General features: G+C 43.0%; 9 protein-coding genes. All 9 read right to left on the bottom strand.

The genetic code is table 11. The features are described 5' to 3' along the window. Positions 1–6 precede the first annotated feature (6 nt). The 9 genes from HII16_RS09320 to HII16_RS09280 all read right to left on the bottom strand — a co-directional run bounded on the left by HII16_RS09320 (position 7) and on the right by HII16_RS09280 (position 11,268). Positions 7–657, bottom strand: coding sequence for a MotA/TolQ/ExbB proton channel family protein (locus tag HII16_RS09320; RefSeq protein WP_135437369.1), 651 nt, complete (start codon positions 655–657; stop codon positions 7–9). A gap of 229 nt (positions 658–886) precedes the next feature. Further along, positions 887–1,345 (bottom strand): hypothetical protein, encoded by a 459-nt coding sequence (locus HII16_RS09315; RefSeq protein ID WP_169129559.1) that lies wholly within the window; start codon positions 1,343–1,345, stop codon positions 887–889. A gap of 11 nt (positions 1,346–1,356) precedes the next feature. Further along, on the bottom strand, positions 1,357–2,046 hold the full coding sequence (locus HII16_RS09310; protein WP_169129557.1) for a tetratricopeptide repeat protein: 690 nt from the start codon (positions 2,044–2,046) through the stop codon (positions 1,357–1,359). Between the two features lie 46 nt (positions 2,047–2,092). Beyond that, complete coding sequence (locus HII16_RS09305; protein ID WP_169129555.1) at positions 2,093–5,185, bottom strand: tetratricopeptide repeat protein; 3,093 nt, start codon at positions 5,183–5,185, stop codon at positions 2,093–2,095. Beyond that, a complete protein-coding gene (locus HII16_RS09300) occupies positions 5,185–7,191 on the bottom strand; it encodes a tetratricopeptide repeat protein (RefSeq protein WP_169129553.1) in 2,007 nt (668 codons plus the stop codon). Before HII16_RS09300 ends, HII16_RS09305 begins: the two co-directional genes overlap by 1 nt. Positions 7,192–7,194: 3 nt before the next feature. Continuing rightward, entirely contained in the window at positions 7,195–7,728 is a 534-nt protein-coding gene (locus HII16_RS09295) for a hypothetical protein (protein ID WP_169129551.1), read from the bottom strand. 66 nt (positions 7,729–7,794) lie between these two features. Next, positions 7,795–8,400, bottom strand: coding sequence for an outer membrane beta-barrel domain-containing protein (locus HII16_RS17135; RefSeq protein WP_169129549.1), 606 nt, complete (start codon positions 8,398–8,400; stop codon positions 7,795–7,797). Between the two features lie 193 nt (positions 8,401–8,593). After that, on the bottom strand, positions 8,594–8,923 hold the full coding sequence (locus tag HII16_RS09285) for an SH3 domain-containing protein (protein ID WP_169129547.1): 330 nt from the start codon (positions 8,921–8,923) through the stop codon (positions 8,594–8,596). A 434-nt stretch (positions 8,924–9,357) separates the two neighbouring features. Next, on the bottom strand, positions 9,358–11,268 hold the full coding sequence (locus HII16_RS09280) for a nucleoside-diphosphate sugar epimerase/dehydratase (protein WP_169129545.1): 1,911 nt from the start codon (positions 11,266–11,268) through the stop codon (positions 9,358–9,360). Positions 11,269–12,343 lie beyond the last annotated feature (1,075 nt).

Genomic DNA, 12,343 nt, shown 5'->3' with positions numbered 1-12,343 from the left:
CCCGTATTAATCAGTCGCGCGTGATTTGCTAGCGACAGTATGGTTTTTGCTGATGATGTTTAAGAATTTAACACCAGCCATTTCCAAATTATCGACAATTTCCGTGGTTTTAGTTTGTAGTACTGAGTGACACAACAATAGTGGAATCGCTGAAATCAAACCAAATGCCGTGGTGTTCATCGCAACCGAGATAGAGTCAGAAAGCAACGAGGCTTTTTGTGACGGGTCGGCACTTGCAACCGCAGAGAACGCAGCAATTAGACCAATGATGGTACCTAATAGACCTAATAGCGTGGCAATGTTAGCCAAGGTCGCTAAATATGCGGTACGCTTTTCAAGTCGAGGCAATGTTTCCATAACGCCCTCTTCCATTGCGTATTCAATTTCTTCACGACGCGGAGTTTGCTTCATGCGAGTGATACCCGCTTTAAAAATACTGGTGATAGCGGCACCGTCATTGACTTTTTCAATGCCGTCAAAATCTAAGTTTTGTAGCATAGGCGTGATTTTATTCATCGCAGAGCCATTTTGTATGGACATTTTCATTAAGTAGATTGCGCGCTCGAGTGCAATGGCCAATCCAATGGCCAGTACAACAGCGATTGGGAACATGAAGGATCCACCTTCCTGGAAAAAACGAATAATAGTATCAAACATGGGTCTATCACCTTAGGTTGTTATCTTGCAAGCTCTTGGGCATTGCTTATTAAAATTAAAAAATCAAAAATTCGTTGCTCAATCAACGTTAGGATATTTGGGAATAGGTTATCAGCGCGATGTTACTCTTTTGTTAACACTGAAATCAGGCCATACTCTACCACAAAGCGTGGTGGTGATGACGTAAAATCTGTATTTTCAATAATGAGCGCTTGTGCCTTGTGCCCTTTTATTCTTGCGTTGCTTGTTTATGGTATTTCAATTCACGCTTTAAGCTGTCATCTTCAAGCGGTTGAAACGTCATTTTTACGCGTTGGCTTACCTCTTTTGAGCTGACCACTGTTTGCTCTGGCTTTTGCCATGGCACAATGGACGTAACTTTCGGTTGTTCCTTATCACCAACAAATGTTGATTCTAAGGTTATCACCGTACGCGTATTTGTTTTTGTTGTCGCTGTTTGGCCAACATCACCGTCATCGCTACTTTGTTGCTCATCAGTTGTTGCGTTTGCGTCATTTGACTGAGCAGCTGGAGCAGTTTCAGTTGCTGTAGTAGCAGCCTCTTGCGTCTCCTGCTCTGGAGACATTGGCGTTGCTACAACAAAACCACTAAAGGCCATGACCGTGCTCAGCATTAGCGCTGATGACCATGCAGTAATTGGTGTTGGTTTAATGTTCATAGAGTTCATCACCGTTATCCTTACTGTTTAAGCTGCATCGAAATATCTGCGATCCAGCCCTTTACCTTGTTGTTCTTTTCTTCTGTGAGCACTTGATAAGTTTGATAGTGCTGCAGAGCCTGTCGTTTTTGCCCCATATACATATCGAGCAATATACCTAGATTCAAATGCGCTTGGGCAAATGCGCCCCAAGCATTAAGTGCCGCTTCGTAAGATGCTTTAGCGCCGGTAAAGTCGCCAGCTTGGCGTTGCATAAGACCTAAACGATTGTGAGCAAAATAATTATTGTCGTTGGCTTGCACCGCACGAGTATAGTAATCGCGCGCTTTATCATTATTGCCTAACTCAAGCTCAATATCACCAAGTTGAACAAACACACCCGATAACTGCGGATTGGCCGCAGCAACATTTTCTAGGCTGACTTTCGCCGCGAATACGTCGCTTTCTTTCGTTGCCATGGCCTGCTGTACTTTTACTCGCACCTCGTTGGGCACGGTTACGGCATTCTCTTTATAAGCATTTGGCAATTGCATCAAACGCTTATATTCATCGCTTTTGCCTTCGTATGGGTCAAACACCGGCTCAACAGGTTGCTGTTGTTGCGCAGAATCTTGAGTTGCAACCTGCGGCTCTTCCACGTCAGAATCAGAAAACGTCGAGCAAGCGCTTAACAACATTAATACAGTCGCTGCACATAAAGGTTTCAACAAACCCCTTCGTCCTTCGTCATTCGCACTTAGTCCGTGTAACGGGAAATTAATACACTTCATTAATCACCTCAACAACTTGTTCTTGTTTATTATATCGTCCAGGTAACAGGCGAGATAAATCGGCAAAACTCTTTTTCACCCACTCATCATAGATACCATCTATGGTGCGTTTGGCGTTGGTTTCGTGCACTTCAATGGCTTTATCTTCAAACGGGAACGCTTGTTCTTCAAGCAGTATGTCATATTGCTCTAAGGCCAACTCGTCCAAATCTTTTGGACGCTCAGAATCCATAAGATCGGCGGCCAACTGACTGTATACTTCGGCTATACGATAATTTGCCACCGTAGTGAAATCTTTCACCTGATAATTGGCGGTTTTATTGTACGCCGTTAACGTTTGTTCTAATAATTGACGTTTACGTGTCAAAGACTTTTTCAACGGTAAGGTTAATTTCGCGCGTTTGTATTTCCCCATAAGCTCGTCGGCAAAATGCATACTCGCACTAGCGGCCAAATATTTAGAGCGCGTTGTACGGTTGGTACCGGCGTTTTCATCGGCCTTGATGATTTTATCAAGCCAAAAATTGCGTTTGCTTAAATCGCCACCTGATGACAAGGCATAGTCACTATCACCGCGGTAAAACTCGCTCATAATATGCAAGGATTCCATGTAGGTATTAAATGGCGCTTTATAGGTGTGTGCGTACGTTCGATACGCCAACATCGCCTCAGGTTTATTATCGGCTTTCATGTACGTTTCACCGGCAAGCCACAGCATTTGTCGGGTATCTTCTGAGGTTGGCTTTTCAGCCCAGCTCATTTTTAAATAAGCCGCCGACTCTTGCCATTGCTCTGTTTCCTGATAGGCGTAAGCCAATTTAGGTGGCAGCGTTTTAGTCAACGCGTTATTTGGGTAACGTTCTCTAAAGTCCACCATTAAATCAATTGCTTCGGGGTAACGCTCAAGCTCTAACAAATACGTTGACATATCATACTGTGCATTTAATCGCACTTTTGAATTTGGTGTACGTCGCAATACGCGGGCGAAATGGCGCGTCGCCTCTTGCAAATCTGCGTCTTCGGTCTCACTGCCTTTGGCAGCGACTTCACCTTGTCGATAAATACTGGCCGCTAAACGATCAATCATATCTGCGCGACGTTCATCTTCTGCTGGCATGGTATCAAGCACGGTTGCATACGTTGATTCGGCCTGTTCATATTGCTCTTCAGCAAACTGACTGTGACCAATAACAAGTAACGCCGATAAACGCTGTTCAGTGGTTAAATCAGGATTGCTATCGAGCGCTTGTTGCGCAAAGGCGATGGCGTTAATGCTATCACCTTCTTTAAAGTATTCCTGGAATAAGTCGCGTTGAACTTCGCTAACACGTTCATCATCAGAATAAGTATCAATGAATTTGGCTTTAAACTCGCGCTGCTCTAACGTGAGTTGTTGCTTTTCTTCATCAGTTTTAGCCAATGCTATCAACTCATCGTAAGTGAGTATGAGTGCGTAACCTGCTTCGTTACTAAAGTCTTCTGCGAATAGTTCGGTCACTTCTGCTTCTTGGCCCGCTAATGCGGCTTCAGAATCACCTTCAAGCACTTGCTCGTTAACATCTGGGGTTTCATCGTCTGCATCTTGTGCGGTTTGTTGCGATTCTGCCAATTCCAATCGAGCTGCGGCTTCTTCAATTGCTTGACCAGAATAGGCGACATCTTCATATAGCTTTGCAGCTCGCTGATGGTCTTCCACTTCGGTGTAGCTTTCTGCCATATAAAACTTAACTGTACTGGCGCCATTGATTTCTGGGAAGTTATCCAAAAATATTTGATACCACTTAGCCGTATCAAGGTATGCGTCTTTGACAATCTGACGCTGCTCTTCGGTGTTATTTTCGGCCAATAATCGTTTTTGCTCTTGCGCATTAGCATGGGTGTTTTGCGAAAACTCTTGCAAGATATCAAGTAATACCGGTGCTACTTGTTCTTGCACCTGATCTTTGGCATCTGGATCAACTTCTTGCCAATAAGGGCCGGTAAATTGATAGCTATCAACAAAGCCCGCTCGCTCTGCGGTTAACTCAGCAGGGAATTGACCAACACGGAAGATTTCCATTTTTTTGATCGAGTACAACACGCTAACGTGATGATACGGCGATCGCTCGATGAAAAAATCATAAACGTTAGCGGCATCTGAGTAGCGCTGTTTAGACAAGTAATACTCAGAGAGCAAATCATAATGCAGGTATTCGTATGGACGTTCACCAATACGGGCATAATGCGCGGCGATTGACTCAGAGCCTTGATCAGAAAAAATCAAGGTCATCACCGTAAAGGTTTCTTCGGTTAATTGACGATTGCGTTTATCAATAAGCTCAAGAAACTCTTCTTCGTTGTTTACTTGGCTCATAAATTTATATGGCATAACCTCGTCGAGTAAACGAGAGAACGAGGTTAACGCTTGCTGGTTTTGCTCCAGCTTAAAAAAGCTCCAGCCCATCATATATAGCGAGATGGAAAAATACGGGTTGTTTTGCACCGACTCAGGGCTCTTGTTAACCACGTAATCGTAGCTTGATAAGGCACCAATGTAATCTTTGCTTGAAAACAGGATTTCTGCTTTTCGAAACTCGGCTTCAAGCATGTGGTCGTTTTCAGGGTATTCACTGATCAAGCGATTCAGCGTTTGCAAACTTTTATCTTGCTCGCCTTGCAGATCATAGGCCTTGGCAAGTTGATACAACAGCTTGTCATTATTTGGTGAGTCAGGGTTATCTTTTATAAACCCTTCTAATGAGGTAATAGCAGTTTGATAATAACGGCCATCAGCGACTCGATCGCCACGCATTTGCGCTTCCTCAGCCTGCATCATCTCTAATACGGCAATACGCTGTTGAATTTGCGCTTTCGCTTCTTCGTCTTCAACATAGGCTAGTGTATCTTTATAGGTCTCACTCAACTCTTCAAGCGTTAGCCTTGGTAACTCAGCCTTGACCGCCGGTGACGGTTGCAAATCTAACTGTGCTAAGGTGGCGCTGCGTTGGCGCTTAGATGTTTGTTCAGGTTGTGATTCAAACAAAGTACAACCTGACAGTAGGATGCTGGATACCGACAATGCTATTAATGTTTTATGCATTACTCGCCTCCTCTGTCGTTTTGTTCGTTTTCATTAAGTTCTAGTTGTTGGTCACGGATAAAGGCTTCATCGGTCATGCGAATGACGGATATTTTCGCTTGCTCTAAGTAATCGGCAAGGGATTCTTGTTGCACGCTCAGCACATTAACTAATTTTTCTTCAATATCATTGAATAAGGTTTGCAGAATATTTTCTGCGACCAACATTTTCGCCTCGATACGCTCTTGCATGTCGTTCACTGGCGACATAGATAGTGATTGGGATTGTTGTAATCGAGATAAGTCGTTCGCCACTTGCTGTTTAGCAAGACGCCCTTCTGCATCTAGATAGTAATCGCCTATCTGCCATAACAATGCCCCACCGAGTCTATCCAGACGCTGTTGCATTTGTATTTTACTATCACTAGCAGGCATCGCATTTACCTGCTGGCTAAGCATCATGTACTTGTCGTAGGCGTTACGCAATTGATGACGCTCACCCACCACTGGATCGGCTTTAAATAGTTTGCCTATGTATTGAAACGCCAACTGGTTCATCATCAAATCTGATTGACGATACCGGCGAGATAATTCATCAAGCTGCGCTTTACGTAAAGCGACTTCACGCTGTTTTGGTAACTCTTGCGAGGTTTCTAGATTAATTTGGTAATTACTTTGGGCCAAGGCCAGTAAATCGAGCTGCCACACCTTCATCGAACTAATTGCAGCGCCCAAGCTGTTTATGTCTTTTACGTCTTGTTGAAAGCTATCTGAGGAGATTGACCCAAAACTTTGATATACTGACGGGAACTTTAGTTCGACTTGCTTGGCTTTAAGGCCAAGGGTGATGTCATATTCAGAGACCACCATTAATGATTCAATATACGCCTTGTTGTCACTGCTCAGTTTGGCTATTTCATTATCAACCACTTGCTTTTGCGCAGAAAAATCATCGCTGGCTTGCTGATAGGCGGCAAATGCGCGGCGTTTGTCGTGCATTTTTTCAAAACCATAACCTACCGCCAAACGGGCTTCTTGCGCAAACACAGAGTTATTATTGCGCGATGCAAGGTTTTGCCAAATCAATACCGCGGTTTCGTATTCTTCATTATTGGCTTTAGCCCAACCGTAACCAAGTAGCGCAGATTCGCTATCTAAGCCTTGTTGTGCGACGTTTTCAAATGCCGTCATTGCCGCTTGGTTTTCGCCTTGCTCTAAATACAAATAACCGAGTGCCAAATACGAGCGATCAATGATAGCTTCTAGCTCATCGGTAATTTCAATATCCGCGAGCTCTTCTGATTCGCTTTCATCTATTGCCACTGGTGTTAAATCAACAACAGACTGCAACGCCTGGATAATGTTTTCATTACTGGCGACATCACCTAAGGTATCTTCGGCGCCTATGTATGACATGGCGTAGTTAAAGGCTAAATAGCGATGGTATATGGAGTCTGGGCGAATATTATCTTTTGCAGTAAGCGCTGAAGGTACGTTGCCTTCTTTTAAGAACATTTGTGCGTTCAAAAAATGGTAGGCATCGCGATGCTCTTTTGCCAGCTCAGCACCGACTTTATTGAGCGCTTGACGCGCTTGGTTAAACTGACCTTTTTTGTAAAAGGCTTTGGCAAAGCGAAAATAAATGTATGAACGGTGTTCAGAATCTAGCGATTGGGTTTCATCGAACGAGCGAAACTCTTCATTGGCTCGCTCGTTCATGTCGTAACTTAACTCAAGGCCAGCACGTAAAATTTGGCTTTGCCCTGAAATGTCACCAATCCCTTGCTTGTCGTTAAGTGCCAATTGCGTGAGTGAGGCAAAATAATCTTCGGTAAAATAGTAATAAAGCGCTTGGTCACGCGCAATGCGTTGCTTGGCAGCAAGCCTCTCTGCTTGACTATTTTGACCTTTAACTTCAGCCCCAGAGTCTTGAGCGAATACTGAACTAGAACCAGCAAGCATCGCAGCCGATACTAGCGCACCTAAGTATCGGCGTTTGCTGTTAAAATTGCGTGAAAACGTACTCATAAACTACAGCTCGGTTGCTGTGAAAACAGGACGTTTAGATTCGATATCGATGCCAACTCTAAGCTCGATGGCATTGGCGTCAGCCGATTTAACGAAAGTTGTGGTGACACCACGTTTGGTTTTGCTGCCTCGTTCATTAATGCCACTGATAAAGGCAACCACTTGATGCTCGCCAACATCGACATCGCCCAGGTAGACTCGATCGACGCCGCCTCGACGCAAGGCATTTTGCTGATATTCTGTGTACAAAGCGCTGTGCACTTTTTCACCGTCAATCACTAGGGTAATGCTGGTGACGTTAAATACATCGGCCGCATCAATACTTAAATACACCGCTAGTTGGTCTGCGTCTGGGTACAACACCGCAAGTTCCAACTCTTTGATGTCAGCGGCTATATCTACCAAGCCACCTTTAAACGTCTGCAAATCTTCATCCGTCAACGTTTGTGACTCGTTTTCTGATTGTGCATGCGCGGTCATGGAAGCCCCCATAATCAGCGCTATGATTGCAAATATATTCTTGATGTTCCGATTCATGAGACTACCTTTCGCTCTGTCTGCGTGTGCCATTGCTAACCAATTTAACGTGCCTTTTAAGGTGACCTAAAAGAAGTACGCAAAACCCAAGGTTGCTTCGGTATTAAAGGAGTACTCGTCTTCTGCGCCGTATTGCTCGTGCACGTAGCCGCGAACATCAAAACGCATAGAAAAAGCATCATTAAACATGACCCGATAACCCGCACCGGCAACACCGGTTTCATTGTCACCCAAGCCATCGTAATCGGTCATACCGGCACCTAATACAAAAAACAGCGAAGTTTTTAAATCAAAGGTACTGGTTAAATAGGTATCTTGATGAAAGTTATAACCTACCACGGCATTGTATATGGTCACTTCACGATCATGTTGGCTTAATGAGTAAGAGGCTTCGATAAACCAGTTTTGCGTAAAGTGGTAGCCAAAACGGGCACCAACCGACAGATTAGTCGTTGAGTCTACGAACCTTGAATCTCCGTCGATATTCAGTGCACTAGCAAAAATGCCCACTTCAAAATCACTCGAACGGACATCGGCCTCAACAGCTTGTCGAGATAAGGCAGGTTCGATGATATCTTGAGAATTTTCTTGTGTACCCTCTTGGGCATGGACCCCGCCAGAAAACGCTAGAACGGCTAAAAGCGTGCTCAGGCTAGACTTTAGATTTACCACGTTATGCTCCTGATGACCGTTTCTCGGCCTTTTTGTGTATCCTTTGGGTTATGGGGTAACCACAACTCATTATTCTTATTATTTACGCAGCCTTCATTTAGACTGCGATCTTGATCTTACCGATCCTAGCTGCGACAAAATTTATTGCTTGGGTCGATGAAATCGAACTTTCTTATATAAGCCTGTTTAAAGCTTATTGGAATTTCTCTAAAATTCCAGATAACCCTGATGCTGTTACAACAACGGGTTTACCATTTACATCCAAAGTTTTGTTTAGTGTCATTTCTTCGACCCACCCTTCGGTGCCATCTTGAGTGATCACTTTAAAATAACCACGTTGGCGATTAACCACCGTAATCCATTCACCTTGCTCAGCGATGTAAAATACTGGGAAGTCTGTGCTTGGACCTGAATGCATGTCAATAAATGGTGCGTTCACTTGTACAACTGGTTGCTGTTCAGCAAAGACAGATGACGACAGCAGACATAGCGTCACCAGAAAAACCGATTTTAGAAATTGCATTACTTACGCCTTAATGACTCTTGTTTTCTTATGGTTTCAATGAGTTATATTACCAACGCCACACTGCGCGTTTTTCAACCCAAATCAGCACACTTTTTACACTACTTTTATTTTACAACAAGTTAGCGAAATTTTTACCTAATTCGAATCTAACAAAAAACTATTCAATAAAAAAGTCTGACCATTGATAAAAGCTAGAAATAACGACCACTTGCTTAATAAAAGTGCATAAATTGCATTTTTACAAATAAAAATGAGCCACTTAGTGTCACTTATTGCTGCGATAACATCCACCCTGTCGTCATTACGTGCTACGACACGGAATCTTTAATCTCATTTTACCTAGCGAAGATCCTGTCTTTCATTGGGATGACGTTCATTAGCCTAAAGCAAAACCTTTAACCATTTTTAAACAAGTAAAAAAAAAGCCAGTATTAACTGACTTTCTCGGCAACCTCGTCTACCTGATTTAAATACACCAAATCGCATATACCATCGGCTGGTTGAAATCCTGTTGGTGCATCCAATAAAACCTGTCTAATGGCGTGCTGATCAAATTCGCAACAGGCACTGTGAAGGCGTTCCAATAATGGCGACAGCATTTCCCACCTCATAAACACCTCTTGCGCTGTCATGATGCGCTCATTACCCGTTTTTTCAACATCTTCGCCAATGAGCAACTCTTCATAAAGTTTTTCACCTGGACGTAAGCCTGTTTCAACAATTTCAATATCACCAAAGGGGTTACTGTCGTGCTTCAGGTGCAACCCCGATAAATGCACCATTTTAAGGGCTAAATCATAAATTTTAACGGGTTTGCCCATATCTAAAACAAACACATCACCGCCCATGCCCATAGCACCTGCTTGGATCACTAATTGTGCCGCTTCTGGTATGGTCATAAAGTATCGAGTGATGTCTCGATGAGTTAACGTTATAGGCCCACCTTTCGCAATTTGTTTTTTAAATAACGGAACCACCGAACCAGAGCTTCCCAACACATTGCCAAACCGCACCATACAAAATCGGGTGTTGTGACCAGACTTATCTGCTAACGCTTGCAAGCAAAGCTCCGCCATACGCTTTGTTGTGCCCATAACATTGGTTGGGCGTACGGCTTTATCGGTCGATATTAAAACAAAGGTTTCCACGCCAACATTTATCGCTGCTTGGGCACAGCGTAACGTACCAAAAATGTTATTGCGCACCCCTTCAATGACATTGTGTTCAACCATCGGCACATGCTTGTAGGCTGCGGCATGGTAGACCGTTTGTACACCAAAGGTACTCATGACTTTTTCCAAGCGATTTTGTTTAGCAACTGAACCAAGCATTGGATATAAAGTGATGGATAACTCTTGTGCTTTTATGTAATGTTCCAATTCTTGATGGATGTTATATAAGGCAAATTCGGTCAATTCAAACAACACCAGAGCCGTTGGTCGTTGATTGACAATTTGACGGCACAACTCAGAGCCAATAGACCCGCCTGCGCCGGTTACCATAACGACCTTGCCTTTAATATCGGCATACATTAAATCTTGGTTTGGGGGTACTTGATCTCGCCCCAGTAAATCTTCTATTGAAACTTCTACAAAATCATCAATTTTCGCGCGACCAGAAACCAAATCCGACATCCCTGGAATCGCTAAAACCTCAACATATAAGCTCTCAAGCCTATTTAATATTTCGGCACGTTGACCTCGAGACGCCGAAGGGACAGCGAGCAAGACTTTGGTGACGTTATGCTTGATGACAAGGTCTTGAATATCCTCTTGTGCAAATACGTCTAAATTATTTATCGATAGCCCTTGTAACATTTTGTTGTCATCAACAAAAGCAATGGGTTCAAACTCAGCACCATTTCTAAGTGCTTTAACAAGCTGTATACCTGAAGCGCCAGCACCATAAACGATGACTTTTTGTTTGCTGCGAGAGCTACCTCGGTTGGCAAGTGCGCGAACGGTGTAGCGTGATCCACCGATCATGATTAATAAAAATGCGCCATATATAACAGGAATAGACCTCGGTACCCACGCATCGAAAGATAAACTTAATACAGCCAAAGAGGCGGCAGAAATAAACGTACTAAGAAAGACAGCCGATAACGCTAATGTACCAAGGTAGCGGATAACCGCGCGATAAAGACCAAGATGAATATTAACGACAATACTGACGCCAACAACGCCTAATAGCATCGCCCAATATTGGCCATTGAAAAACTCCACGTTTACGTCAAGTCGCAAAAACATGGCAAACCAAAATGCAAAGACAACAAACAACGAATCGACGAACACGCTGATCAACCGTTTTAACGGTCGAGACAGTTGAAAGATTTTTTCCATAAACCGCAAAATCCCAGAGATTTTAGTTTCTTATAAATAGTAAACAACACAATAGTATACGTTAAAACGCTACTTTTCGCATAATAGCATAGCAAGATCCGTGCAAAGTTAAAATTGCATTCTGCGCGGACCACTTAATTAGAAGCTATTTTAGTCATTACCTTAACTGCCTGATGGATAATTATACATTTACGAATATGAGCAGGAACAACAACGAATGCGAGATCCATATTTTTAATTCTTATCAGTATTTTTAACGTGTAACGCTTGGTTAGAAAACTAGTGACGGAAAAACGATGAACCAACAGTGTGTGCTAGTGGGACCTTTGTTATTGTTATCAAAAAACAGTGGCAATCACTCACACGATAGACACTTGTGCGACACAAATTAATACCAACTGAACGTCAATAAACTCGCTGATACATGAAATAAATCATGCTGATTTAGAACGCGTACTTAGACCAAGCATTTGACACTTTATGCCATAAAGCTATACTGACTATGTCTTATATTTGGGTTCTACTCATTTATGTGAAAAAAGCTTGGCTTCCAACCAGGCTTTTTTTGTGTCCCTCTCCTAGCGATAGAATGTATTAAAACTGCGCGTACAACCTCAGATCATTCCTTACGTCTTAGCCTCGTTCTATCTCAGTTGATATAATATAAAACCACCCTTGACATTTTATGTCAAAGCGTCATACTAAAAGAGTCTTAAAGTTGAGATCTACTCATAAGAAAGCCTGTCTTCCAAGCAGGCTTTTTTATTGCCATTTGTTATTACAACACCTCGACGAATAGAACCTCAGCGCAGTACAACATCAATCGCGTTTCAGCGTCTAAAATTTAGGTTTCCATGCGTTTTGCTTTTTCTTCATCCATTGGCGATAGCCTTGTTTTTGCCAATTCTGATTATATTGCAATGACAAATTGCCTGTCTCACTATCAACAGACAAGCGACCAATGGGTTACATCCATTTGGTACGCATTTTTTATACCCATGCGCTTTCATGCACGAGCAAAATACCTAATGTAAAAAGTACGCTAAATGTGGCACCTAACGTACAATTTTCATTG

The sequence above is a fragment of the Thalassotalea sp. Y01 genome, assembly GCF_012932945.1.
In the GTDB taxonomy this organism is placed as follows: Bacteria; Pseudomonadota; Gammaproteobacteria; order Enterobacterales; family Alteromonadaceae; genus Thalassotalea_A.
Note: the sequence above shows the minus strand (reverse complement) of the source record. Positions and strands in the feature narration are given on the sequence as shown.

What these genes read in the sequence shown, in the direction of transcription:
- HII16_RS09320 (WP_135437369.1), bottom strand. Translation starts at nt 657, where the DNA reads ATGTTTGATACTATTATTCGTTTTTTCCAGGAAGGTGGATCCTTCATG.
- HII16_RS09315 (WP_169129559.1), bottom strand. Translation starts at nt 1,345, where the DNA reads ATGAACTCTATGAACATTAAACCAACACCAATTACTGCATGGTCATCA.
- HII16_RS09305 (WP_169129555.1), bottom strand. Translation starts at nt 5,185, where the DNA reads ATGCATAAAACATTAATAGCATTGTCGGTATCCAGCATCCTACTGTCA.
- HII16_RS09300 (WP_169129553.1), bottom strand. Translation starts at nt 7,191, where the DNA reads ATGAGTACGTTTTCACGCAATTTTAACAGCAAACGCCGATACTTAGGT.
- HII16_RS09295 (WP_169129551.1), bottom strand. Translation starts at nt 7,728, where the DNA reads ATGAATCGGAACATCAAGAATATATTTGCAATCATAGCGCTGATTATG.
- HII16_RS09285 (WP_169129547.1), bottom strand. Translation starts at nt 8,923, where the DNA reads ATGCAATTTCTAAAATCGGTTTTTCTGGTGACGCTATGTCTGCTGTCG.
- HII16_RS09280 (WP_169129545.1), bottom strand. Translation starts at nt 11,268, where the DNA reads ATGGAAAAAATCTTTCAACTGTCTCGACCGTTAAAACGGTTGATCAGC.